Source organism: Neobacillus sp. NPDC097160, assembly GCF_044762155.1.
Classification (GTDB): domain Bacteria; phylum Bacillota; class Bacilli; order Bacillales; family Cytobacillaceae; genus Neobacillus.
Genome location: NZ_JBIWDU010000012.1, coordinates 151,512 through 178,192 on the forward strand (window position 1 = coordinate 151,512; position 26,681 = coordinate 178,192).

General features: G+C 39.6%; 21 protein-coding genes. 17 read left to right on the forward strand and 4 right to left on the reverse strand.

Annotated elements, in window-relative coordinates; genetic code table 11:
• Positions 1 to 35: 35 nt before the first annotated feature.
• Both ACIQXV_RS18100 and ACIQXV_RS18105 read right to left on the reverse strand, forming a co-directional pair.
• Entirely contained in the window at positions 36 to 1,433 is a 1,398-nt protein-coding gene (locus ACIQXV_RS18100; RefSeq protein ID WP_402960731.1) for a hypothetical protein, read from the reverse strand.
• A gap of 146 nt (positions 1,434 to 1,579) precedes the next feature.
• The gene (locus ACIQXV_RS18105) at positions 1,580 to 2,077 is read right to left on the reverse strand and encodes an antibiotic biosynthesis monooxygenase family protein (protein WP_402960733.1); all 498 of its coding nucleotides are present in this window, start codon (positions 2,075 to 2,077) and stop codon (positions 1,580 to 1,582) included.
• Between the two features lie 259 nt (positions 2,078 to 2,336).
• Between ACIQXV_RS18105 and hemE the strand changes: the two genes are divergently transcribed.
• The 11 genes from hemE to ACIQXV_RS18160 all read left to right on the forward strand — a co-directional run bounded on the left by hemE (position 2,337) and on the right by ACIQXV_RS18160 (position 15,275).
• Positions 2,337 to 3,383, forward strand: a complete 1,047-nt coding sequence (gene hemE / locus ACIQXV_RS18110; protein WP_402960735.1) for a uroporphyrinogen decarboxylase — start codon at positions 2,337 to 2,339, stop codon at positions 3,381 to 3,383.
• Positions 3,384 to 3,537: 154 nt separating this feature from the next.
• Positions 3,538 to 4,470 (forward strand): ferrochelatase, encoded by a 933-nt coding sequence (hemH, locus tag ACIQXV_RS18115; protein ID WP_402960737.1) that lies wholly within the window; start codon positions 3,538 to 3,540, stop codon positions 4,468 to 4,470.
• A gap of 37 nt (positions 4,471 to 4,507) precedes the next feature.
• Positions 4,508 to 5,950: a protoporphyrinogen oxidase gene (gene hemY / locus ACIQXV_RS18120; protein ID WP_402960739.1), complete on the forward strand. Its 1,443-nt coding sequence runs from the start codon at positions 4,508 to 4,510 to the stop codon at positions 5,948 to 5,950.
• 216 nt (positions 5,951 to 6,166) lie between these two features.
• Positions 6,167 to 8,320, forward strand: a complete 2,154-nt coding sequence (locus ACIQXV_RS18125; protein WP_402960740.1) for a YhgE/Pip family protein — start codon at positions 6,167 to 6,169, stop codon at positions 8,318 to 8,320.
• 103 nt (positions 8,321 to 8,423) lie between these two features.
• Positions 8,424 to 9,158 carry an MBL fold metallo-hydrolase gene (locus tag ACIQXV_RS18130; protein WP_402960742.1) on the forward strand — a complete coding sequence of 245 codons (735 nt, stop codon included), beginning with the start codon at positions 8,424 to 8,426 and terminating at the stop codon, positions 9,156 to 9,158.
• A gap of 16 nt (positions 9,159 to 9,174) precedes the next feature.
• Positions 9,175 to 10,164: a lipoate--protein ligase gene (gene lplA, locus ACIQXV_RS18135; RefSeq protein ID WP_402960743.1), complete on the forward strand. Its 990-nt coding sequence runs from the start codon at positions 9,175 to 9,177 to the stop codon at positions 10,162 to 10,164.
• A 138-nt stretch (positions 10,165 to 10,302) separates the two neighbouring features.
• On the forward strand, positions 10,303 to 11,865 hold the full coding sequence (locus ACIQXV_RS18140) for a fatty acid--CoA ligase family protein (protein WP_402960745.1): 1,563 nt from the start codon (positions 10,303 to 10,305) through the stop codon (positions 11,863 to 11,865).
• Between the two features lie 76 nt (positions 11,866 to 11,941).
• Entirely contained in the window at positions 11,942 to 12,718 is a 777-nt protein-coding gene (locus ACIQXV_RS18145) for an enoyl-CoA hydratase-related protein (protein ID WP_402960747.1), read from the forward strand.
• A 155-nt stretch (positions 12,719 to 12,873) separates the two neighbouring features.
• A complete protein-coding gene (locus tag ACIQXV_RS18150; RefSeq protein WP_402960804.1) occupies positions 12,874 to 13,599 on the forward strand; it encodes an AzlC family ABC transporter permease in 726 nt (241 codons plus the stop codon).
• Positions 13,596 to 13,904, forward strand: a complete 309-nt coding sequence (locus tag ACIQXV_RS18155) for an AzlD domain-containing protein (RefSeq protein ID WP_402960749.1) — start codon at positions 13,596 to 13,598, stop codon at positions 13,902 to 13,904. The genes ACIQXV_RS18150 and ACIQXV_RS18155 overlap by 4 nt, the downstream gene beginning before the upstream one ends.
• A gap of 99 nt (positions 13,905 to 14,003) precedes the next feature.
• Positions 14,004 to 15,275, forward strand: coding sequence for a M48 family metallopeptidase (locus ACIQXV_RS18160; RefSeq protein ID WP_402960751.1), 1,272 nt, complete (start codon positions 14,004 to 14,006; stop codon positions 15,273 to 15,275).
• Between the two features lie 90 nt (positions 15,276 to 15,365).
• On the opposite strand, the gene ACIQXV_RS18165 is transcribed toward ACIQXV_RS18160, so the two are convergent.
• Positions 15,366 to 15,602 (reverse strand): IDEAL domain-containing protein, encoded by a 237-nt coding sequence (locus tag ACIQXV_RS18165; protein WP_402960753.1) that lies wholly within the window; start codon positions 15,600 to 15,602, stop codon positions 15,366 to 15,368.
• Between the two features lie 197 nt (positions 15,603 to 15,799).
• On the opposite strand from ACIQXV_RS18165, the gene ACIQXV_RS18170 reads away from it, so the two are divergent.
• Entirely contained in the window at positions 15,800 to 16,381 is a 582-nt protein-coding gene (locus ACIQXV_RS18170) for a competence protein ComK (RefSeq protein WP_402960755.1), read from the forward strand.
• Positions 16,382 to 16,388: 7 nt separating this feature from the next.
• On the opposite strand, the gene ACIQXV_RS18175 is transcribed toward ACIQXV_RS18170, so the two are convergent.
• On the reverse strand, positions 16,389 to 16,760 hold the full coding sequence (locus ACIQXV_RS18175; RefSeq protein WP_402960757.1) for a YhjD family protein: 372 nt from the start codon (positions 16,758 to 16,760) through the stop codon (positions 16,389 to 16,391).
• Positions 16,761 to 17,033: 273 nt separating this feature from the next.
• Here ACIQXV_RS18175 and ACIQXV_RS18180 point away from each other — a divergent pair, with 273 nt between their 5' ends.
• The 5 genes from ACIQXV_RS18180 (at position 17,034) to addA (ending at position 26,646) form a co-directional block, all read left to right on the forward strand.
• Positions 17,034 to 17,975, forward strand: coding sequence for an LCP family protein (locus ACIQXV_RS18180; protein ID WP_402960759.1), 942 nt, complete (start codon positions 17,034 to 17,036; stop codon positions 17,973 to 17,975).
• Between the two features lie 46 nt (positions 17,976 to 18,021).
• Positions 18,022 to 18,687: a TVP38/TMEM64 family protein gene (locus ACIQXV_RS18185; protein WP_402960761.1), complete on the forward strand. Its 666-nt coding sequence runs from the start codon at positions 18,022 to 18,024 to the stop codon at positions 18,685 to 18,687.
• Positions 18,677 to 19,231 carry a signal peptidase I gene (lepB, locus tag ACIQXV_RS18190; RefSeq protein ID WP_402960763.1) on the forward strand — a complete coding sequence of 185 codons (555 nt, stop codon included), beginning with the start codon at positions 18,677 to 18,679 and terminating at the stop codon, positions 19,229 to 19,231. Before ACIQXV_RS18185 ends, lepB begins: the two co-directional genes overlap by 11 nt.
• A gap of 145 nt (positions 19,232 to 19,376) precedes the next feature.
• Positions 19,377 to 22,874: a helicase-exonuclease AddAB subunit AddB gene (addB, locus tag ACIQXV_RS18195; RefSeq protein ID WP_402960765.1), complete on the forward strand. Its 3,498-nt coding sequence runs from the start codon at positions 19,377 to 19,379 to the stop codon at positions 22,872 to 22,874.
• The gene (gene addA, locus ACIQXV_RS18200; RefSeq protein ID WP_402960767.1) at positions 22,867 to 26,646 is read left to right on the forward strand and encodes a helicase-exonuclease AddAB subunit AddA; all 3,780 of its coding nucleotides are present in this window, start codon (positions 22,867 to 22,869) and stop codon (positions 26,644 to 26,646) included. The genes addB and addA overlap by 8 nt, the downstream gene beginning before the upstream one ends.
• Positions 26,647 to 26,681 lie beyond the last annotated feature (35 nt).

Below are 26,681 nucleotides of genomic sequence, written 5' to 3' on the forward strand. Positions count from 1 at the left end.
AAAGAGGCTAAACCTCCGTCTGCCTCTCCCTAACTTTAAATTAAAAACATTGCAACAATCGTCGTTACGACGAGCCCAATAAATACAGGTACAAGGTTTCGTCTTGCCAGCTCGAATGGATCGACGTTACAAATTGCAGCAGCGGGAATTAATGCCCACGGGACGAGCGTTCCGCCACCCACCCAGATTGCGGCAATTTGCCCAAGTGCAGTTAGTGTGGCTGCACCTTTGCCAATGGCAACAGCAAACAAACTCGCCACAGATCCTGCTAGTGAAATCCCTGAGAATCCGGATCCATCTAGACCAGTGATTGCTCCTACAGCAGTCAAGGTAATCGCTCCAACCTCTTTACTTAATGGGACGATATTGGCAAGAGCAACACCTAAATCATTGACAATACCTTGTGAAACTTTCGGTAAAAAGTCACCGATAATCTTTCCGAAACCGGCGTCACCTAAATAGAAGAAGGCTGCAATCGGAATAACCGGACCAAATACTTTGAAACCAAATGTGAATCCTTCTATTAAATACTGAGTCGTTTTTTCAAGCCCTTTATTTTTATGGCTTGTTAGCGAAATTAGTAGAAGAATAAGAATGGAGGTACCACCAATTAATGCGGTGGCATCACCGCCCGTTAAATCTAGTAATGTCATGGCAGCCACGTCAGCAGCGAATAATAATGGAACCAATATGGCAAAGAATCGCTTTTGTCCAAGAGATAATAGGGAAGGCTGAACAGGTTGTTCAGATAGGGAATCAGATATAACACTGGAAGTTGTTTGAAGGACTCCCCGCTTCATATCCCTCTTCAAAAAGTAAAATGCTGTAACCGTTGTCACAAGACCCATGATAAATACTAATGGAATGCTTGCATTAATGACATCTTGGATAGGAATCCCGGCTGCATCAGATGTGAGCTTTGGTGCTGCCTGAATAACGAAATCCCCTGATAGCGCTATCCCGTGACCGAACAAGTTCATTGCCATGGCGACGCCAAGTGCTGGGAGTCCAGCCCTAATCGCAACCGGGAGTAGAACGGCACCTAAGAGGGCAACGGCTGGGGACGGCCAAAAGAACCAGGAAATCACCATCATCAAAATCCCAATTGTCCAATAAGCAAGAGTGGGATTACGAATTAATTTTCGAAAAGGTGAAATCATGACATCGTTAATACCTGTGGTCGTTAAGGTGTTGCTCATTGCGACAATAATGGAAATTACGAGAATAGTAGACAATAATTCTGTAATGGCATAACTAAAGCTGTTGAAAATACTGCTAATCGATTGACTTAAACTGCCAGTGGCGGTGAGCGCAATCAAGAAAATCCCAGCAATACAAACAATGGTTGTGTCCCTTCTCATGACCATAAAACCGATAATAAGCACAATAAAGGTCACAAATATCCAATGAAGAGCTGTTAACTCGATAAGCATTTATATTCCCTCCTCTCGTTAATCCAGCAAGCGGGCTATAGCCCTGTTGGATGTAATACAGAATATGAAAATTGCATCAAGTGGTGAGAGGGTGAAAATAAAAAAAAGAATGGAGTATTTACACTCCATTCCCGTCATTTCTACATCTATTTGGTTAGCGAATATTTGCTTACATAGGGTGCACTCGCGAAAGTTTTTTGCTGAGCATCTATAACTGTCCCTTTGATTGTATCTACTCCAATAAACAAATCGGAATTCTGCCACTTTTGATAATAAATTTCATTTTCCCAAACCGTAAGGATGACATACGTATTGGATGATTTTGGGCGAAGCAATCTAAATGCAATCAATCCGGGCACATTTTGTATTTTTTGACCTCGATTTTTAAATTGATGCTCAAATAATGGACGTCCTTCATCAGTTACAGCGATATTATTCAATACTACAAAGCCTTCTTTTTTAATCTCCCCAATTGATTCTAACACTTCATACCTGCGCGGTTCTTTAAATTTACTTCCTTCCATTGTTTCATGGAGTAATAAGGCGCCATTTTCATTGACCATTGTCACCATCTTCTCGTTGGGATACTTGCCTTCCATTTTTTTTAAAAAGTCAAACGTTCCGGCAGTCATATACACATTCATTTTTCATTCCCCCTAATTTTTATAATTTTCTATTAGTTATATCTTACTATTTTCCATTGTTCTTGTTAATTTAAACAATTTAAATACCGAAAAAACGACTTTTTTTTGACAGTTAGTATCGTTACCTATACACAAATAGGAATAATCGATATAGTGGAGACAGTCTATGTATATTAACATTCATTCCAAAAGTTTTTAAATTTATGTTCAATATATTAAAATGGAAAACAGACATGTCTTTGAAAGGTGGACTATATTCATGACTAGACCAATTAATGAAACATTTTTAAAAGCAGCAAGAGGTGAAAAAACGGACCATGTACCTGTATGGTATATGCGCCAGGCTGGACGCTCCCAGCCGGAGTACAGAGAAATAAAAGAAAAGTATTCATTATTTGAAATTACTCATCAGCCTGAGCTATGTGCCTATGTAACGCGCTTGCCTGTTGAGCAATATAACGTTGATGCCGCAATTTTATATAAAGATATTATGACTCCACTGCCGGCAATGGGTATGGAAGTTGAAATAAAGGGCGGAATTGGACCAGTGATTGACAATCCAATTCGTTCGTTAGCAGATGTTGAAAAACTAGGTGAAATTCATCCGGAAGAAGACGTTCCATATGTTTTGGATACAATCAAATTATTAACAACTGAGCAATTGAGTGTGCCTTTAATTGGTTTTTCCGGTGCGCCATTTACACTTGCCAGCTATATGATTGAAGGTGGCCCTTCGAAAAACTACAATAAGACAAAAGCATTTATGTACACGGAACCTAAGGCCTGGTTTGCTTTGATGGAAAAGCTTGGCGATATGATTATTACATACGTAAAGTCACAAATAACGGCTGGGGCAAAGGCCATCCAAATTTTTGATTCATGGGTTGGGGCACTGAATGTGGAAGATTACCGCTATTTCATCAAACCAATTATGAATCGCATCTTTACTTCATTAAAAGAAGAAAACGTGCCATTAATTATGTTCGGTGTTGGAGCAAGCCATTTGGCATTAGAATGGAATGACCTTCCAATTGATGTGGTAGGTTTAGATTGGCGCTTGCCGATTAGCCAAGCAAGAGAAATGGGCATTCATAAAACCGTTCAAGGCAACCTTGACCCAGCCATTTTGTTAGCTCCATGGGATGAGATTGAAAAAAGAGCAAAAGCCATTTTAGATCAAGGAATGGCACAAGACGGCTATATCTTTAATTTAGGTCATGGTGTATTCCCATCTGTTAAACCGGAAACATTGAAAAGATTAGCCTCCTTTGTACATGAGTATTCAGCATCCAAATTGAGTCGCTAAGTTCTCAACTGTAAGTGTTAGAATTGGTAAGTAGTCCAATTTTTTGGCACAATAATATGAGTTGTTTAAAAAAAGGCCCATTACTGGCTGTAAAGTGGGTAATGGCCTATCCCCAACCGGGAGAGCAAAGAGATTTACTAATGAGGTGCAGCACATGACAAAAAAGAAAATGGGTCTGTTGGTAATGGCCTACGGTACCCCATATACATTAGATGATTTAGAAGGATATTATACACATATCAGGCATGGCCGAAAGCCAAGCCCGGAAATGATGGAAGATCTTCGTAATCGTTATGAAGCAATCGGTGGAATTTCTCCATTAGCAAAAATCACACTTGACCAAGCGGAAAAGCTTGAGCAGCATTTAAACAAAATTCAAGATGAAATTGAATTCAAAATGTACTTAGGGTTAAAACATATATCACCGTTTATCGAAGATGCTGTTAAAAAAATGCATGAAGACGGGATTGAAGAAGCTGTCAGCATTGTTTTGGCTCCGCATTTTTCGACCTTCAGTGTAAAATCCTATAACGGAAGAGCTGTGGAGGAAGCAGAAAAATTAGGCGGGCTCAATATAAGAACGATTGAGAGTTGGTATCAAGAGCCGAAATTTATCGGTTATTGGGCTGATAAAGTAAAACAAGTTTTTGATCAAATGCCTCAAGAAGAAAAAGAACAGGCAGTACTCATCGTTTCCGCACACAGCCTGCCGGAGAAAATTCTTCAATTTGGCGATCCATACCCAAATCAGCTTCGGGAAACGGCAGAATTAATTGCTGAACAAACTGGGGTAAAGAATTACGAAATCGGCTGGCAAAGTGCCGGAAATACGCCTGAGCCATGGATTGGACCGGATGTTCAGGACTTAACAAGGGAACTATTTAACAATCATCACTATAAAGCATTCGTGTTTGCACCTGTGGGGTTTGTATGCGATCACCTTGAGGTGTTATACGATAACGATTATGAATGTAAGGCTGTTACGGAAGAATTAGGTGTAAGCTACTATCGTCCGGAAATGCCTAATGCAAAGGAAGAATTCATTGACTGCTTATCAAGTGTCATTCTCAAAAGAATAATGGATTAAACCTAGGCTGAAATTGACAAGGAAGAGGGTGACGTCTGTGACCGAAGACAAACAGAAGGTTGTCATTATTGGGGGAGGAATTGCTGGTCTCACGTCAGCGTTCTATCTTCAAAAAACGATTCAAGAAAATAATCTGCCTATTGAGATTCAACTCATTGAAGCTTCCCACCGTCTTGGTGGAAAAATGCAAACCGTTGTAAGAGACGGTTTTACGATTGAAAGAGGCCCGGATTCCTTTTTGGCAAGAAAAACAAGTATTGTCAGACTAGCAAAGGAAGTCGGGATGGATGATAAATTAGTGCCTAATTCCACAGGTAAATCGTATGTTCTTGTTAACGAAAAGCTTCATTCAATGCCTGGTGGTTCGATCATGGGAGTTCCAACAGAAATAGGACCATTTATTACAACAGGTCTTTTTTCCGTTCCCGGTAAACTAAGAGCTGCGGCTGATTTTATTCTCCCTCGTTCAGAAAGCGGAAAAGACCAATCATTAGGACAATTTTTCAGAAGAAGATTGGGAGATGAAGTTGTGGAAAATTTAATTGAACCATTATTATCGGGCATTTATGCCGGCGATATTGATCAATTAAGCCTCATGTCCACTTTCCCGCAATTTTATGAGGTAGAACAGAAATACCGAAGCCTGATCATGGGTATGAAAAAAACAACTCCATCCCAGCCCAAGCAAGCAGAAAATAAGGATAAGAAAAAAGGCGGATTCTTAACCTTCAAAACAGGGCTTCAATCCTTTGCCGAAGCGATTGAAGCAAAATTGGATCCGAAGACAATCTTAAAGGGCCATCGTGTCGATAAAATTGTGAAATCCAATCAACAATATGAGATTTACTTGAATAATGGAGAAACGATTAATGCAGATTGTATTATTGCTGCTACCCCTCATAAGGTAACGCAAACAATGTTTTCTGACTATCGCTTTTTCGATCCATTTAAATCCGTCCCATCCACATCTGTTGCTACCGTAGCACTGGCCTTTCCCGAGGAGGCAATTAAGAATGAAATTGATGGGACAGGATTTGTCGTTTCGAGAAACGGTGATTATTCCATTACCGCCTGTACCTGGACCCATAAAAAATGGGAACATTCGACACCTAAAGGAAAAGTCCTGCTCCGTTGCTATGTAGGGAGAGCGGGCGATGAGACGATCGTCGACCTGTCAGATGATCAAATTATTAAGATTGTCCTTGATGATTTAAAAAAGACAATGGATATTACGCTGAATCCTGATTTTGCGATTGTATCGCGATGGAAAAATTCCATGCCGCAATACACTGTCGGGCATAAACAGCGATTGGCAGACATCTTAGAGCATGTTAAAGAAGAACTGCCAGGTGTATTTCTAGCAGGTGCTTCCTACGGAGGCGTCGGGGTTCCTGATTGTATCGATCAAGGAGAATTAGCTGTTCAGAATGTACTGGATTACTTAAAAGTGAAGAATTTTGCAAAAGAAGCTGTTCAGTGATGACGGCTTCTTCTTTTTATTTTTCCTACTACTTGCCAACTAATAAAATTGGATGTATACTCTTAAAGTATTAAGTGACTAAAATGTTCATATGGTCATTTATGGACAGCTGAATTATAACTTTTGTTATGGATTATTCTTAGGATAGTCCTTATCTTTGGAAGTAAAATGACCAAATGAATAAAATAGTCAATATTATAAGAGGAGGCATCGCTGGTGAAAAACATCTTGTTAAAGGAAGAGCTTTTGACCATTCTTAAAAATAAAAAAGTCTTAATTCCGATAATCGCTGTTATGTTTGTCCCTGTTTTGTATGCTGGAATGTTCCTTTGGGCGTTCTGGGACCCATATGACAAACTTGATGAGCTGCCGGTTGCGGTTGTGAATGATGATGCAGGTGCAACACTTGATGGGGATCACCTAAAGCTAGGTGATGACTTGGTTTCCAAACTAAAGAAAAGTAAAGATTTTGGATTTAAATTTGTCGATAAGAATGAAGGCTATAAAAAATTAAAAGACCAAAAATATTACATGGTCATCGAAATCCCAAAAGACTTTTCCAAAAATGCGACCACATTACTAGACGAAAAGCCGAAAAAGCTGGAGCTGATCTACACGCCAAACGAAAGCTTTAACTTCCTTTCAGCACAAATCGGCGGTACGGCAGCAGAGAAAATCAAAACAGCTGTCGCGGAAAAAGTAACCGAGACTTACGCTGAAACGATGTTTGACAAGATTACCGAACTTGCGGACGGAGTAGTCAAGGCGAGTGATGGTGCAGGGCAATTAAGTGATGGTTCCGTTGATTTAGACAAGGGGTCAAAGGACTTACAGGACGGTCTTGCGACACTTGCTGAGAAATCCATTGAATTTAATAACGGGATGAAGACTGCTGATTCGGGTTCTAACCAACTTGCATCAGGTTCTACTGAACTAAAAAAAGGGTTAGCAAAAGCAGATTCAAGTTTCCCGATGCTGGTTGATGGAACTAATGAGGTCTATGCAGGTGCACAACAATTAAAAAGTGACCTTCCAGCCGGTATTGCTGCTGGCATTGAAAAGGAATTAACCGGTAGTGTTGGGGAACTAAACAATGGCATTGATCAGTTTAAATCACAATTATCTGGAATGTTAGCAGCCCAAATTGCTGAGCAAACGATAACAGAACAAACAGAAAAAATGCAAAAGTTAGCTCAAACCTTAATTGATAACAAAGTTGACCCAGCTCTAGTACAAGGAATTATGGCGAATGAGCAAAAAACAGCACCAACAAAAGAACAGTTGCAGCAACAAATTTTATCGGAACTAAGCCCTAAACTTGATGCAGGCTTTAATCAATTCAAAACAGGGGTTGATGAAAAATTAGCAGGTGCATCGAGTGGTTTGTCTGAAAAAATTAATGCACAAACAACCCCTTACTTTGATAATTTGATTGCCGGTATTGGTAAAGTCAATAGTGGCCAGAAGGAATTACAACAAGGGGTCCACGATTTATATGTTGGTTCAACAAAATTAAATGATGGTGCCAGCGACCTTTCTTCTGGCATGAATCAATTAACAGCAGGTTCATCTGCACTTACATCTGGAGCTGAACAATTAGCAGATGGCTCTGACCAATTAAAAGATGGTACAACAAAACTGTCCGAAGGTGCCAAGGAATTAGCTGATAAGCTGTCAGACGGGGCAAATGAAGCTTCAAAGGTTCATTCCGATGATAAAACGTATAATATGATGGCAGCACCCGTTAAACTCGATAATGAAAAAATTAATCATGTGCCAAACTATGGAACAGGATTTGCACCATACTTTATTTCATTAGGATTATTCGTGGGTGCACTGTTATTATCGATTGTCTTCCCGCTGCGGGATACGGCGGTTGCCCCATCAAGTGGATTTAACTGGTTTCTTAGCAAGTATTCCATCATGGCAGGTGTTGGTATTATCCAAGCCTTACTTGCAGATGTCATTTTGCTTGGGGGATTAGGTCTTGACGTCCAAAGTGTACCGAAGTTTATTTTATTTTCGATCATCACGAGTTTGACGTTTATTGCATTAATTCAGCTGCTTGTTTCTGTTTTTGCAGATGCAGGACGGTTCTTGGCGATTGTCATTTTAATTTTCCAATTAACTACAAGTGCCGGAACTTTCCCACTTGAATTGATTCCAAACTTCTTACAGCATTTTAATGCCTTCTTGCCAATGACCTACACGGTTCAAGGATTTAAAGCTGTTATTTCAAGTGGTGACTTTAGCAATATGTGGCAAAATGTCATGATACTCTTAGGTTTCTTAGTAGCCTTTGCTATTTGTACAATCGCTTATTTTACAATGAGGCATAAACATCAAAATAATCATTTAGTAAGTGAATAAGGTTTGAAGCCAGCCGATTCGTTTTCGGCTGGTTTTTTTCATGAAATGAAACCAATTATTGAGTATATTAAAGATAGGAATCTTAGATTTGGAGGAATGAAACATGAAACTAACAGTAATCGGTTTTTGGGGTGGATATCCGAAGCAGAATGGGGCAAGCTCTGGATATTTGCTTGAACATGAAGGGTTTCAATTATTAATTGATTGTGGAAGCGGGGTTCTTTCAAAACTGCAAAATATCACTCAGCCGGAGGAATTGGATGCAGTCATCATTTCTCATTATCATCCTGATCACATTGCAGATATCGGTGTCCTGCAGCATGCAAGACTGATTCAGGGATTTTTAGGCAAGGATTTCCCGGCATTACCGCTATATGGTCATGAATTTGATCAACATGAATTTGCCAAATTAACGTATAAAAATATCACAAAAGGGTATGCTTATGTTCCCCATAGCACACTTGCAATAGGTCCGTTTCAAGTTTCATTTTTAAAAACGAACCACCCTGTTCCATGTTATGCGATGAGAATTGAGGCAGATGGTAAGACAATCGTATATACTGCTGATAGCTCCTTTAAGGAAGAGTTTATAGAATTCAGCCGAAATGCCGATGTTTTACTATGTGAATGTAATTTTTATGGACATCAAAATGGCATGTCAGCAGGGCATATGAACAGTGTGGAGGCCGGACGCTTTGCTCAAAAAGCAGCTGTTAAACAATTAATCCTCACTCACCTGCCGCAGTACGGAAATTTAGCGGATTTAATTACGGAGGCATCTGGCGAATATACTGGTATAATAAAACTTGCAGATGAATTTCTTTCTATTTCACTATAAGAAGGGGCAGAAAACTATGTTATTTATCGATAATAAAGGCATCACTGATCCGCGGATTAATTTGGCAATTGAAGAGTATGCGTTGAAAAATCTTGATATTAATGAGACCTATTTATTATTTTACATAAATGAACCATCCATCATTATTGGCAAAAATCAAAACACGATTGAAGAAATCAATACAGAATATGTTGAGGGTAATGGGATTCACGTTGTGCGCAGGTTGTCGGGCGGTGGTGCAGTATACCATGATTTAGGTAATTTAAACTTTAGTTTTATTACAAAGGATGACGGTGAAAGCTTCCATAACTTCCGCAAGTTCACTGAGCCGGTCGTGGCAGCATTGAAAGCATTAGGGGTTAACGCCGAGTTAAGCGGTAGAAATGACCTGGAAGTTGAGGGCAGGAAAATTTCCGGGAATGCCCAATTTTCCACTAAAGGGAGAATGTTCAGCCATGGAACCCTGCTGTTTAATTCAGAAATGGATCATGTTGTCTCTGCATTAAAGGTGAAGAAGGACAAGATTGAATCGAAAGGAATCAAATCGGTTCGCAGCCGGGTTGCCAATATATCAGAGTTTTTAACAGAAAAGATTGATATTCAAGCTTTCCGTTCTTTAATTTTGAAATCCATTTTTGAAGGACAAGAAGAAATACCTGAATATGTATTGACTGAAGAAGATTGGGAAAAGATTCATCAGCTATCAAAGGAGCGCTACCAAAACTGGGAATGGAACTACGGAAAATCGCCGAAGTTCAACTTGCAGCATTCTCACCGTTTCCCTGTTGGTTCGATCGATGCCCGCTTGGAAGTTAACAAAGGAATCTTAGAAAATTGTAAAATATATGGTGACTTCTTTGGTGTTGGCGATGTAAGTGATATTGAAAACAAGTTAAAAGGGATTCGCTATGAAAAAAGTGAAATTGAAAGGGTACTATCAGAAATTGATACCAAACATTATTTTGGAAATATTTCAAAAGAAGAATTTTTCAACTTAATTTATTAAAGTGAACGCGGTGATAAAAATCACCGCGTTTTTTTGAATTATACTTGAATACCAAACTTTCTAGCAATATAATATATTTAGAATATTTTATATTTATTAATTAGTGAATGAGTATTCATTCATAAGGGGAGGGAAATTATGAATCTATCTTTACAGCTTCATGAGACGGCAAAGACTTATGCCGAAAAACCAGCGTATTATTTTATGGGGCAGTCAAGTACTTATGCTGAATTGGATGAGGCGATAACAAAGTTTGCTTCTGGCTTAGAAAAGTTAGGAATCAAGCAAGGGGATCATGTTGCTTTATTGTTAGGCAACTCACCACACTTTGTCATTAGCTTATACGGTGCATTACGGCTGGGGGTAACCGTCATTCCTGTTAATCCGATCTACACGGCAGATGAAATTGGCTATATTTTAAATAATGGTGATGTTAAAGTGGTTGTTGCGCTTGACCAAGCGTTACCTCTAGCAGAAAAAATGCAACCGTTCCTGCCAAAAATTGAGCATTATATCTTTTGTGAAACCAAGCCTAAAAGTTTAGCTGATGCTGAAATTGAAAAGCTGTCTGTTTGTCCAAAAATGAAATCGTTTTCAAATGTGGTGACTTCTGGTGATTTAACCTTCCAGGGTCCTGGGTTGAAGGACGATGATGTTGCCATCATCCTCTATACTTCCGGAACAACCGGAAAACCAAAGGGTGCTATGTTAACCCATAAGAATTTATATAGCAATGCCAAAGATGTTGGCGATTATTTAAAAATGAATAACGGTGACAGAGTGGTAACAGTCCTGCCGATGTTCCATGTTTTCTGTTTGACGGTTGCCTTAAATGCGCCGTTAGTAAGTGGTGCAACCATGTTGATTGCACCGAAATTTAGTCCAAAGGAAATTTTTGAGCTAATAAAAGACTCTGGGGCTACCGTGTTTGCCGGTGTTCCAACGATGTATAATTTCCTCTATCAATATCCAGAGGGGAATCCAGCGGACTTGAAATCATTACGTTTGTGCGTTTCTGGCGGTGCTTCCCTGCCAGTTGCTTTATTGAATAATTTCGAGAAAAAATTTAATGTGTTAATTTCCGAAGGGTATGGACTATCAGAGGCATCTCCTGTTACATGCTTTAACCCACTTGACCGACCGCGCAAAGCCGGTTCAATTGGCACATCGATCCTACATGTAGAAAACAAAGTGGTCGATGAGCTTGGGGAAGAGGTCCCTGTCGGTGGTGTTGGTGAATTGATTGTTCGTGGCCGGAATGTGATGAAGGGCTATTATAAAATGCCGGAAGAAACAGCTGCGTCTATCCGTAATAGCTGGTTGCATACTGGTGACATGGCGAGAATGGATGAAGAAGGTTACTTTTATATTGTTGACCGCAAAAAGGATTTAATCATCGTTGGCGGTTACAATGTATATCCACGTGAAGTAGAGGAAGTGATCTATAATCATCCGGATGTTGTCGAAGTGGCCGTGCTGGGTGTTCCAGACCTTGATCAAGGTGAGGCTGTAAATGCCTATGTTGTCAGCAAAAACCCGGATCTTACCAAAGAGCAGGTACGGGAATACTGTAAAGAGCACCTTGCCAAATATAAAGTGCCATCCACAATTGAATTTTTAAAAGAACTTCCAAAGAATACGACAGGAAAAATATTAAGGCGTGCCCTTAAAACACAGATTACCCAAGCTGTTGGAAAGTAAGATTTTTAAATTTTTCTTGTGAAAGGCAGGCATTTAGCCTGTCTTTTTCGAATTCCTAAACAAAGGGGTGGATAAAATGGAGCAAATTATACTTGAGGTTAACGATCATATTGCGGTTGTGACCATTAATCGTGCGGAGGCACTCAATGCTTTTAATTTCGAGACATTGCTTGAATTGCAAGCCAAGATTGAAGAAATCAGGATTGATCCTAAGGTCAGGGCTGTTATCTTTATCGGTGCAGGTGGGAAGTCCTTTAGCGTAGGAGCTGATTTAAAAGAACGAAAAAACCTAACCGATGAGCAAGTGAAACGAAACTTGTTTAAAATAAATGAGGTTTTTAACGCAATTGATACACTTCCACAGCCAACTATCGCCGCCATAAACGGATTTGCCTTTGGCGGAGGCATGGAGCTTGCCTTGGCTTGTGATTTTCGGATTGCCGCAAAGGAGGCAGTAATGGGACTTACAGAAACGGGTTTGGCCATTATTCCTGGGGCTGGCGGGACGCAGCGGCTGCCAAGACTTATTGGTCAGGCGAAGGCATTGGAGCTTATTCTAACCGCAAGCAGGCTCACGGCAGATGAGGCTCTTCACTATGGACTTCTGACAAGGGTTGTTTTTCGCAGTGATTTATTAAACGAGTGTTTAGGCTATTGCTCGCAGTTACTCGCGAATGGTCCTGTGGCTATACAGCAGGCAAAGTTTGCGATCAAAAATGGGATGAATACCGATTTACACACTGGGCTTCAGATCGAACGGAAGGCATACGAGGTGACGCTCCTGACCGAAGACCGGATCGAAGCATTACAAGCCTTCGCTGAAAAAAGAAAACCTGTTTTTAAAGGTAAATAAATATGAAACTTCAATCAGTGAGGATTGTTCCATGCCCTTGCTGATTTTTTTTTCGTCCAATCGAGGACATTGGCAGGCGCTTTTTCTTTCATAATCACAGAAAATTTGCTAAAATTTATTTTTATATGAGTCATTGAAGCAAGGGGGGAATAATGATGGGGGATATCGCAATAGGAAGTGAATCATCTGAATTTAAAAAGGGAATCCAGGCGGGGATTAGCATCGGGATTGGTTATTTTCCGATTGCATTGACATTTGGGCTCCTTGCTAAAACTTCCGGACTAACAATTTATGAAACGGTGTTAATGAGTCTTATTGTGTTTGCCGGGGCATCACAATATATTTCATTAAGCCTAATCGCTTATGGGACCGGTATTTTTGAAATTGTATTAACCACATTCATCGTAAACATAAGACATTTTCTAATGTGCACAACGTTAAATGAAAAGTGCGAAGATGATTACATACTAAACAAACTCTTTTACTCTTTCGGTGTTACGGACGAGACCTTTTCAGTCGCGGCTACAAGGGAAGGTAAAGTATCAACAGGCTTTATGTTCGGCCTCATTTCAGTAGCCTATTCCAGCTGGGTGGTCTGTTCAGGGATAGGCCATCTTATAGGGGCAAGTCTGCCGCAAACCTTGCAGGAGAGTATGGGGGTTGCACTATACGCAATGTTTATTGGGCTTCTGGTCCCTTCAATGAAGAAAAGTGTTAAGGTGATCTTTTTAGCCGTCCTTGGAGCGCTTTTTAATTCCATTTTTACCATTGGCCAAATCATGGCCCAAGGCTGGGCAATTGTTACGGCCACGCTATTATCAGCTATTATCATTGAAACAGCAGAAGTAATGAAAACAAGGTTTCGAGGTGGACGATCATGAGGAGTGAAATTGTTTGGATGATAATCGGTATGGGGCTGGTTACCTATATTCCGCGTATGCTCCCATTTGTGCTGTTTAAAGGGAAGGAGCTGCCCCCATTTATTCAAGGGGTGTTGAAAAATGTCCCGTATGCCACCCTTGGTGCGTTAATTTTCCCAGCAATCATTTTCATTCAAAAGGACGATATTTGGTACGGAGTACTGGGGGCTGCGGCAGCTTTTATTGCAGCTTATTTAGGAGCTAATGTAATCGTAGTTGTCCTTGGTTCAATAGCCGTCCTCGCCCTATACTCTTTTCTTCTGTAAGCTGGTTATAGTACTAGCTTTTTTTTATGCTTAGTTCTAAAACCGCCATTTTTAACTAAACTAAGTATAGAGAGGCTGTACACGAGGAGGGACAAAATCATGGTAAGAAAAATGGGGGTCTATGCGGTTTTGGCCTTTTGTCTATATGGATTGTTTTTTTATTGGTATTTATTTCAATTTGCCGATGCAGCAGTACCATTTGAATTTGAAGGATCAAAAGCAGACCCTATCACCTTTCTTAATGGACGAGAGCTAAGTTTAAGCGAGGAGTATTCAAAAGTAAGGAACCTTTTGTTTTTCCTATCGACACCGTTTGAATGGCTTTTCTATTTTCTGATATTGTTATTTGGATTTTCAAAGGCGTTTAAGCGCTGGGCAGATAGCTCTTCAAAGTATAAGCTTCTGCAAACGGCCATCTATCTTATTTGGTTATCTTTTTTTGCCTTTTTAGCGACGTTTCCTTTGAACTATATTAGTTATTCGCTCTCCAAAACATATCATATTTCCACTCAACCCTTTGCATCGTGGATGAAGGATGAATTAATTGACTTTTGGCTTAATTATGGGACTTGGTTGATCATTGTCCCTGTTCTTTACTGGTTGATGAAGAAAAGCCAAAAGCGCTGGTGGCTTTACGGATGGCTGTTATCAATTCCATTTACATTATTTATGATGTTCTTGCAGCCAGTTGTCATCGATCCGTTATACAATGATTTCTATCCATTAAAAAATAAGGAATTGGAAACGAAAATTTTAGCCTTGGCAGATAAGGCTGATATTCCGGCTCAGCATGTTTTTGAAGTCAATATGGCGGATAAAACTAATTCCTTAAATGCCTATGTTGCAGGGATTGGCTCGAATGCCAGGATTGTCCTCTGGGATACGACGTTAAATCGGCTAAATGATAATCAAATTCTTTTTATTATGGCCCATGAAATGTGCCATTACGTTGAAAAACATGTTTATTTCGGTATTGCAGGCTATCTGCTTCTTTCTCTCCTCGGGCTGTATCTGACCTATAGGCTGATGAATTGGGCAGTGAGACGCTATGGAAATGAACTAAAAATAACAGATGTAAGAGATATTCGCTCCCTTCCGTTATTTTTTTTGATTCTGTCGATGCTCTTGTTTGCTGCAAGCCCTTTGACAAATCTTGCTTCTCGCTATCAGGAAACAAGGGCTGACAAATATGCGATTGAAATGACAAAAAATTCGGAAGCCGCGATTACCTCTTTTCAAGAACTAACCCGCTCTGGATTAAGTCAGGTAAATCCGCCGTTATTGGTAAAATTATTTCGTTACACGCATCCTTCTATGCTTGATCGGATTTCCATGCTCGAAGAATATGAGATTAAGCATCGAAATGAATAGAGTAAAGTGGCTGAAGACCAAATCCCTCGTCTTCAGTCTTTTTATTTTATAAACAAAAAACCACCAAAACTGGCGGTTTAAGTCGTTTCTTTAGGTTCCAAATCGTTTATTAATTTCCTTCAGCTCACCGGATAAATGGAGGAATGATTTTTTGTCCCGTGTGTCAATGGCCATGTCAATTTTCCGTAATAACTTTTCCTTTGCAACCGTAAGCTGAATTTCTGACAAAAGCATATCGATGTAAAGGTCCTGGACAAAGTTCTCTTTCATTCGATTGCGTTTCATGGCACCAAGTTTCATTAATTCTGTGTATGATTTTTCATTCATGAAAATCACCTCTGATGCTTTTTTTAATTATATGGAGATTTTCAAATAATATCAATAATTTATAAAATTTTCTGATAGTTTTTTTCTTGACATAAACTTTGTGAATAAAAAAGGAACAATTCGAAATTTTTAAGGAATAAAAAGAAAAAGGTGGTAAGATATGGTGGATTCACAAAAATGAAAAGGAGTTGAAGGTATTGAAGGTATTGAAGGGTATCAAAATTGGTGAATATGTGGTGAATACATGTACGATGTATATTGAACCAGTAGAATATGCAAATAAAATTTATTCCCGTATTGTTGAAGTAGAAGCGGAATTCTTGTCTCCTTTTAAACCGTTGCATAATATAAAACACAGCTGCGAATTTTATGGTGTCGATTATGAAAGCAGGAGGAAAGGGACAAGGCTTTTAATTGATCGTTCGAGAAAACTCCCAATTGTCATAGAACCATTTAACGGTATCTATGCTTTCTGTACTGTTTCACCTAGCGACCTTAAGTGTTTTTGGTTCATCCTTGACCATATTAAGGATTATCGTCGTGTCTCTGCTAGAGAGACAATGGTCATTTTCCATAATGACCAATCTCGAACTTTTCCGGTTTCCTATAATACGTTTAATACTCAAATGTTAAGAACTTCCTATTTACAAACAAAGCTTATGCAACGCGTTGATTTTAATAAGAAAAAGGAATTTTATTTACTGCATAGGCCTAAGTCGTCTAAGGCATCGGAAAGCAGTGGGAAGTATTCAAAAAAACGAAAAATACGAAACCATTGATTAATTTTTAAATTCTATCGGGAAGATGTTTTTTAAATAGGTATGCCTCCATTAATTCTTGGACTTTATTGCGTATCCTTGGATTAAAGTAATTATGGTTTTCTTCATAGCCTTTATAAATAAACATGTACATGGTAAAAGCATCGTCCCGGTTTGTTTCAATAACTTGAAGCTTATTCTTCTTCATATACTGTTTTACCTCAGAGAGTTCCTGTTGAATTTCCTTCATTGTTGCTTCAATTAAATCCAAATAAGGCTTTTTTAATTTAAATGGGCTATTTTCCACAACGATTAAATCACGGTTTAAGACGATGAGAACCATCGGTAAATAAATCGCCTTCTCCATTATGTCACGGTCATCCTCAGGAATTCTGGTCATCTTACCATCTACACCTTTCTTTATTTTTCGAACAAACGTTCCATTTTTATTTTACAAAAAAAGAAACATAAAAGCAATAGACCTTTGCAACAAAGAAAGCTCGTCAATTGACGAGCTTTCTTTGTTGCAAAGGTCAGGCAATATATGAGAAAGTTTTTATTAATAGAAGGATATTTGATAGGGGAAAATGAATTTAATGAGGAAACCTAAAAAAAGAAAAAACAGTCATATATTGTTGAAGGTAAAAAACATAGACGAATGGGTGATAAACAAATGAGAGCTGATAAACATCAAAATAAGAAAAAGAGAAGATGGCCATCCATTTTGCTTGTTTTCTTACTACTTATTGGTGCAGTGGCTGGGTATGCTTATTTTCAATTTAAACAAGGAGTCAACCAATCATTAAAAAAAATTAACAAGGATAATAATGAAGCAAATGTTGTCTATACATTTGAAGGGCAGAAGGATCAATACGGGGACACGAATGTCCTGTTGCTTGGCAGTGATGCACGGGGAAAGGAAAAGTCTCGTGCTGACACCATTATGATTGTCCATTATAACGAGGATAAAGGAACATACAAGATCACATCGATCATGAGGGATAGCTATGTCACTATTCCTGGGCACGGCAAGCATAAAATCAATTCAGCCTTTGCTCTTGGCGGTCCAGAGTTAATGAGACAAACGATCAAACAGAATTTTGACCTTGACTTGCAGTACTACGCGATTGCCGATTTTCAAGGCTTTGTCCAGCTAATTGACGAAGCTTTTCCAAAAGGTGTAGAGATTGATGTTGAAAAGAAAATGTCAGAGAATATTGATGTAACATTAGAACCTGGCCTGCAAAGGTTAGATGGTGCCCACTTGCTTGGTTATGTTCGCTTCCGTCATGATGCCATTGGTGACTTTGGGCGGGTCGAAAGACAACAAAAGGCAGTAAAAGCGATTAAAGATCAATTGGGCGGTTTTCAAACGATCGCAAAACTTCCAAAATTAATTGGTGTTGTTTCGCCATACGTTAATACAAATATGGACACCTCGGATACATTATTTATGGCTAAAGACTTCCTTTCAGATAACAGGGGGAGTATTGAAACATTACGTATACCAATTGAAAATAGCTTTACAGAGCCGCGGATAAAAGGGGAGGGGGCAGTTCTGGATATTGATGTCGAAAAAAATAAAAAGGCGCTCCACCAATTTATTACACAATAAAGATTTTATCCAAAATAGTAAAGAACAATAATTAAAGGAGAATGGGATGGACATCGAATCACTAAAAGCTTGGTTTACACTTGAACATATTATGCGTCTCATACAAGAATATCGGGCGCTTGGACCGATACCGGGCATATTGTTGATCGTCCTTGAAGCATTTTTGCCGTTTCTCCCCTTGGTTGTATTTGTAATGGCAAATGCCAGTGCCTTTGGACTATGGTTAGGATTTTTATATTCTTGGATAGGAGCTTGTATCGGGGCCTTACTTGTTTTTTCCTTAATCAGGAGATACGGGCAAAAAAGGTTATTATCTTTTTTGCCTAGGCATCCGAAGGTCCGCAAGCTAATGGACTGGGTGGACCATCATGGGTTTGGTCCTCTTTTTTTAATATTATGTTTTCCTTTTACCCCATCTGCATTGGTAAATATTGTTGCTGGCCTTTCAAAAATAAAATTTGCTCAATACATGCTGGCTGTGTGTATTGGAAAGATGGTCATGATATTTACGATTAGCTTTATTGGCTATGATCTACGTTCCTTAATAACAAAACCTTTTCGAACGGTCATCGTTTTACTTGTCATTTTTATACTTTGGTATGTAGGGAAAAGAATTGAAGTAAGGATGAATAAGAGCGCGGAAACTGACCATAATGGAGAAATAGATAGAAATAAAGAGAAGGAGAAATGGAGGAGCTTCAATGAAAATTGAATGGAAAAAGGAAGGGTTGGAATGGGTTAAGGCATTTGCTATCGGAATCATAATCTTTGCTTTTATTCGCACATTTTTCTTTTCTAATTATATTGTAGAAGGTGAATCAATGATGCCGACGCTTCAAGACGGTAACAAGCTGGTTGTTAACAAGCTTGGCTATCAGGTTGGTGAATTAAACCGATTTGACGTCATTGTCTTTCATGCTAATGCCAAAGAGGACTTTGTTAAACGGATTATCGGGCTTCCGGGTGATAAAATTGAATACAGGGACGATACTCTGTTTATTAATGGACACAAGTATGAAGAACCATTTCTAAATATCTATAAACAAAAATCTCCAGGTATCAAAATAACCGGAGATTTCAGCCTGATGGAAATTACCGGTGAAAATGCAGTTCCGGAGGGGAAATTATTTGTCCTCGGCGATAATCGATTAGGAAGCTGGGACAGCCGTCAATTCGGCTTCATCTCTTCCAGTCAAGTTGTCGGCAAAGTTGATTTACGTTATTGGCCATTGAATGAAATGGATGTTCATTTTTAAATATATGGATAAAACACGATGGAAAAATCGTGTTTTTTTATTGATAATAACGCAGCAATTACCATTATTAGGGTAATGCAAACGTTTGTGCTCTTATTGTGGTAAAATGAGAGATAGAGAGTTTTGTAAGAAGAGGGGGAAACACATGTCACTAAGAATGGTAATTGGGCGGACAGGAAGCGGAAAAACAACTATGTTTCTTGATGAAATACGTGACCGGCTTGTGGAAAATCCAGAAGGGACACCAATTATATATATTGTTCCTGAACAGATGACATTTTTATCTGAATATCGTTTGGCGACAGACTCAAGCATTGGCGGAATGATTCGTGCCCAGGTTTTCAGCTTCTCACGTTTAGCATGGCGAATTCTGCAGGAAACCGGTGGAATCAGCCGTACGCATTTAAGCAGTGTCGGAATGAATATGTTAATTCGTAAAATCATTGACGAGCAGAAAGAAAATTTAAAGATTTTTCAGCGGGCGGCCGATAAGAATGGCTTTGTCCAGCAGTTAGAACAGATGATTACCGAATTTAAGCGATACTGTCTTAGACCCGAGGAGCTGGTCAAAGAGGCAGCACAGTTCAGTTCCGAGGACACTTCTGCTTCAAAAGCCTTACACGATAAATTAAAAGATTTGGAAATAATCTATACAAAATTTGAGGACGAAATCTTTGGTAAATATATCGATTCAGAAGATTACTTTCGCCTCTTAGCAGAGAAAATATCAGCCTCAGCATACTTAAAAGAGGCAGAAATCTATATCGATGGATTTTATAGCTTTACACCGCAGGAATATCTTGTTATGGCGGAATTAATGAAGCATTGTAAAAGTGTTTCCATTGCGATAACCTCAGAGCGATTGTTCTTTGATTCAGCGCCAGATGAGCTAGATTTATTCCGCCTGTCAGGTGAGACTTGTTACAATATATATGGTTTAGCCAGAACAAGCGGTATCGAAATGGAACAACCGATCATTCTTAAAGAACAAATGAAATGGAATCAGCCGTCTTTAAGACATTTAGAGGAAAAATTTGATGCCCGACCTGCCGAAGTTTTTTATGGAGAGACAGCGATTCAAATCAGTCAAGCTGTCAACAGAAGAGCCGAAATTGAAGGCATTGCCCGAGAAATTCGCGATGTAGTTCGGACAAGTGGGTACCGTTATCGGGATATCGCCCTCTTAATTAGAAATGGCGGGGATTATCATGAAATTGTCGAACCGGTTTTTGACGATTATCAGATACCATATTTTATCGACCAGAAAAGGACGATGCTCAATCACCCGCTGATTGAATTGATCCGCTCGAGTCTTGAAGTGATAAACTCTTTTTGGCGTTATGAACCAGTTTTTAGAGCGATAAAAACAGAATTATTATATCCTTTTCAGGAAAATCCTCATAAAATGCGTGAAAGAATGGATAGGCTGGAAAACTATTGTTTAGCCTATGGAATCAATGGGAGTAAATGGACGAAAAAGGATCGCTGGGTTTACCGGCGTATAAAAGGACTGGAATTAACAGGAAATGTCCAAACCGATACAGAAAAAGAGATGGAGCAAGAATTAAATGAATTAAAGCTTATGGTAACTGCGCCTATTTTACGACTGTCAAGAAGATTAAAAAAAGCCGATACAGGACGTAAGCTTTGTGAAGCCATCTATTTGTATTTGGAAGAATTAGAGATTCCGGAAAAATTGGAAAAATGGAAAATGGCTGCTGAAGAAAAGGGTAATCTTGTAAGAATGCGGGAGCATGAACAGGTGTGGAATGCAGTCGTAGAACTTCTTGACCAATATGTTGAAATACTAGGGGAGGAGCAAGTTACACTTAGGGCATTTGCTGCTATTTTAGAGGCAGGCTTCGAATCCTTGCATTTTTCGCTTATCCCCCCTGCACTTGACCAGGTTCTAATTGGTGATTTAGAAAAATCAAGGCTGAATGAGATCAAAATTGTTTTCGTAGTGGGAGTCAATGAAGGGGTCCTGCCTGCGAAAATTTCCGATGAGGGCATTCTTGCCGATGAAGACAGGGAGCTGCTCCTTGCTGCAGGCATCAATGTTGCACCAAGCAGCAGAACCCGTCTCTTGGATGAAAGTTTTCTTGCCTATAAGGCTTTTACGGCACCATCAGACATGCTTTATGTCAGCTTCCCGCTTGCAAATGAAGAAGGAAAATCATTAATCCCTTCGTCATACATTAAGAGACTTAAGGACATGTTCCCAGATGCAAATGAAGCGTATTATGTTACAGATCCTTTAGAGCTTACAGAAGCCGGACAGTTAAGTTTTGTTTCAAATTTTACAACAACCTTGTCCTACCTTAACACGCAGCTGCAATGGAAAAAGCGAAATTATCCCATTTCTAATCTGTGGTGGGATGTGTATAACTATTATCTGGAGAGTGCGTGGAAAAATAAAGCACAAAAGGTGTTTTCAAGCCTTTATTATTCAAACAGGGCCGTTCAGCTTTCCAAAGAGGCTGCGGATGAATTATATGGTGAGACAATTCAGGCTAGTGTTTCAAGAATGGAATTATTCAATGGCTGCGCCTTTTCACATTTTGCCCAGCATGGACTAAAGCTCCGTGAACGGCAAATTTTTCGCTTGGAAGCTCCAGACATTGGCGAATTATTCCATGCTGCTTTAAAGCAGATTGCCGATATTGTCAATGAACAAAACATTTCCTGGGCTAAATTAACACGGCAGCAATGTGAAGAACTTTCTAAAGAGGCGGTCAAGACATTAGCACCGAAGCTGCAAAACGAAATACTACTTAGCTCGGAACGACATCATTATATCAAACGGAAATTGGAGCAAATCATTACCAGAGCTTCTCTCGTATTGAGTGAGCATGCGAAAGTGAGTGGTTTCTCTCCGATTGGTTTAGAATTAGGTTTTGGCCCTAATGGGGACCTGCCGCCATTAACCTTTTCGTTAAAAAATGGAAAAAGAATGGAGTTGGCTGGACGGATTGATAGGGTCGACAAAGCGAACACGGTAGATGACAGTGTCTTTTTGCGAGTGGTCGATTATAAATCGAGTGAGAAGGATGTCAATTTAACTGAAGTGTATTATGGTCTTGCCCTGCAAATGTTGACCTATCTTGATATTGTTATAACACATTCTAGTGAACTTGTAGAGATGAAAGCAAGCCCTGCAGGTGTCCTTTACTTCCATGTTCATAATCCATTTATTAATACAAAGAAAATGTTGACGATGGATGAAATCGAAACTGAAATGATGAAAAAGTTTAAAATGAATGGGCTTATGTTGAGTGACCAAAGAGTCATCCAGCTGATGGATCAATCACTTGAATCAGGTGATTCGCAAATTGTTGCAGCCGGAATAAAAAAAGATGGAAATTTATCAAAAAAATCAAAAGTAGCAAGTTTAGAAGAATTTGATCATTTAAGAAACCATGTCCGCGATTTATATCAGAAAACAGGCAATGCCATTATTGATGGGCAAATCGATATTGCTCCATATAAACTGAAGGACAAAACACCATGTACATTTTGCGCCTATAAATCAGTTTGTCAATTTGATGAATCAATTGAAAGTAATCGTTATAGGATTCTGGCACCGTACTCTAAGAATGATGTCTTGAATTTAATCAGAAAGGAGGAAATGGAAAATGAGTAATTTCATGATCCCAGCAAAGCCGGAGGGTGTGACCTGGACAGACGACCAGTGGAAGGCAATTATGGCCAGGAATAAAGATATCCTTGTAGCAGCTGCAGCCGGTTCAGGGAAAACTGCTGTCCTTGTGGAAAGAATCATCCAAAAAATTCTTTCTTTAGAGGATCCGATTGATGTCGATGAATTGTTAGTTGTGACCTTTACGAATGCTTCCGCAGCAGAAATGCGGCACCGTATCGGGGAAGCGTTGGAAAAAGCAATAGATCAAGATCCGGGCTCCAGGCATTTACGAAAACAGCTCAGCTTACTTAATAAGGCCGCCATTTCAACGCTGCACTCCTTTTGCATGGAGGTAATCCGTAGATATTATTATTTAATCGATATTGACCCGGGATTTAGAATTGCTGATGAAACTGAGGCACAGTTAATTAGGGATGAAGTGATGGACGAGCTGTTTGAGGAGGAATATGGGAAAAAGGATAATGTGGCCTTTTTTAATTTAGTCGATTCGTTCACAAGTGATCGAAGCGATGAAGCTTTAATGGACATTGTTCGTTCAATATACGACTTTGCTCGTTCGAACCCTCAGCCGGAGCAATATTTACATGCAATTGTTTCAATGTATGACGTGGCAGATGGAACAAATATAGAAAGTCTTCCGTTTACTCAGGCACTTCTTTTTGATATCGAATTGCAATTAGATGCTGCAAAGGAAATGGTTAAGCGCGGCTTGGAGCTAACAAAGCTTCCAAACGGCCCGGCACCAAGAGCAGAAAACTTTTTAGATGATTTGCGTGTCTTGGATACTCTTTTGTTTGCACAAAAGGATTCATGGGCGACACTGTATCAGGCAATGCAATCATGGTCTTTTTCAAGGGCTAAACAGGTGAAGGGTGACCACTTTGATAAGTCTTTAACAGAAAAAGCCCAGAAGTTGCGGGATAAGGCCAAGAAAAAAATTCAAGACATAAAAGAAGAGCTCTTTTCACGGAAACCGGAAAGTTTTATACGAGATATGGATGAGATGCGTCCATTAGTAGAAATGCTGGTTTATCTTGTAAAAGAATTCTCAGACCGATTCGAGAAAGTAAAAAAAGAAAAGGGCCTTGTTGATTATGCTGATTTAGAGCATAACTGTCTTGGGATTTTGACAAAAGGAGTCTCAGCAGATGGGGAATTTCTTCCTTCAGAAGCGGCCCTTGCTTACCGCAGGCATTTTAAAGAAGTATATTGCGATGAGTACCAAGATGTAAATATGGTCCAGGAGACGATTCTCAAGCTGGTAACACAGGATGATGAGAATACAGGCAACCTATTCATGGTTGGTGACGTCAAACAGTCGATCTATCGTTTTCGATTGGCTGAGCCCAATCTCTTTTTAAGTAAATATAATCGCTTTAATGTTGATGGCATGGAATCGGGGCTGAGAATCGATTTAGCCCGTAATTTTAGAAGCAGGAAAGAGGTGCTTGATGCCACCAATTATTTATTCAAACAAATCATGGATGTCAAGGTTGGGGAAATAGAATACGACGAGGCAGCAGAGTTGCGAAATGGTGCACCATATCCATTAGACGATTCTTATCCGGTTGAAGTAATGCTGATAGATCAAAACGCTAAAAGTGCGGAAACGGCCGCAGATACAGAAATGGAAAGCGAAACAGAAACAGCTGAGTTTGATGCAGCAGAACTTGAACAATCACAGCTTGAAGCTCGAGTGTGTGCAGCGAAAATAAAAGAATTAGTGACAAGTGGTGCACCTATATATAATCCAAAAACGAAAACGCAAAAACCGTTGATGTATCGGGATGTGGTAATCCTTCTCCGCTCTATGACATGGGCGCCGCAGATCATCGAAGAGTTCAAGCTGCAAGGAATTCCTATTTATGCGAATTTATCCACCGGTTATTTTGAAGCAACAGAGGTATCCATAATGATGTCGCTGCTCCGGGTTATTGATAATCCATTCCAGGATATTCCCTTAGCGTCTGTGTTACGTTCACCTATTGTCGGGTTAAATGAGGAAGAATTATCAAAAATTCGGATCCACAGGAAGCGCGGTTCCTTTTGGGAGGCGGTATCTGCCTTTTGTTTGAGCAAGGCAGCCGAAAATACGGAATCATTTTATGAAAAGGTCCGCAGTTTTTATGATATGTTAAAAAACTGGCGTTCGCTGGCAAGACAAGGATCGCTTTCTGAACTGATCTGGCAGTTATACCGCGATACTCAGTTTTATGATTTTGTTGGTGGTCTGCCCGGCGGGAAGCAGCGTCAGGCAAACCTAAGAGCTTTATATGACAGAGCCCGCCAATATGAACAAACCTCGTTCCGAGGGTTATTCCGATTTTTACGTTTTATCGAGCGCATGATGGAAAGAGGGGACGACCTCGGGGCAGCAAGAGCACTCGGTGAGCAGGAGGATGTTGTCCGTATCATGACCATCCATAGCTCTAAAGGGCTTGAATTTCCTGTTGTATTTATGGCAGGAATGGCAAGGAACTTTAATATGATGGATATCGGAAAATCCTACATGCTTGATAAAGAATACGGATTTGCTGCTAAATATGTAAATGCCGAGAAACGTATTTCTTATCCTTCCCTGCCGCAAATTGCGTTTAAGCGAAAAAAGAAAATGGAAATGCTTGCTGAAGAAATGCGCGTGTTATACGTGGCGATGACGAGGGCGAAAGAAAAGCTCTATATGACAGCAACTCTAAAGGATGCAGTGAAAACAATTGACCAATGGAATGATGTTTCCGCTAATACTGAATGGCTCCTGCAGGATTATGAGCGGGCATCAGCAATGAGTTATATTGACTGGATTGGTCCCTCACTGATCCGTCATCAAGACTGTGGTGAATTAAGGGGGGGCGATGGAACAAATTCGGTAATTCCATTGGAAATCACAAACCATCCATCCGCCTGGAAAATTAGCATACTAAGTGCCGAAGAAATCAGGAATCAAGAAACAGCATTTGAAGCGGAAGAGGATACCTTTCTGGACAAGGTTCAAACATTAGAGAAAGTTCCGGCAGAATCTTTATTTACTGAGGAAATAAGGGATCGGCTGACATGGGAATATTCCTTCCCGGAAGCCACGGCCCATCGCTCGAAGCAATCTGTGTCGGAAATAAAACGCTTTGCGGAAATGACTGATGAACAAAGTGGATCAGATTTAGTTCGAAGGTTTAAAAAATCAATTTTAAAACGGCCTAGGTTTATGCAGGAAAAACAATTAAGTCCTGCAGAGCGCGGAACAGCTATGCATATGGTGATGCAGCATGTGGATTTGGCAAAGACTGTTAGTGAAGAAGCTATTCATGAGCAATTAAACTGGATGGTTCACAATGAATTATTAACCCCAGAGCAGGCAGCAGTCATTGACAGTCAATTAATTGTTGAATTCTTTAACACAGAATTAGGAAAAAGATATTTTCATGCTAAAGCCATTTATAGGGAAATTCCATTTACCCTTTCATTGCCTGCAAGTGATGTTTATCCTAACTGGAATGAAGCCGATGAATCTATATTTGTGCAAGGAATTATTGACTGCATTTTGGAGGACGAGAATGGACTTGTTTTGATTGACTATAAAACAGATGGCATAACAGATAGGTATAAGGGGGGCTTTCTTCAAGCGCGGCCAATCCTCGAAGACAGATACAGACTGCAGATCAATCTATACACCAAGGCCATTGAACAAATCTGGAAAAGAAATGTTGCAGAAAGATATTTATTTTTCTTTGATGGAGCTCATATCATAAAAGTGGAATAGAAATAAAAAATGACATAGACCATCATGATGGTTTA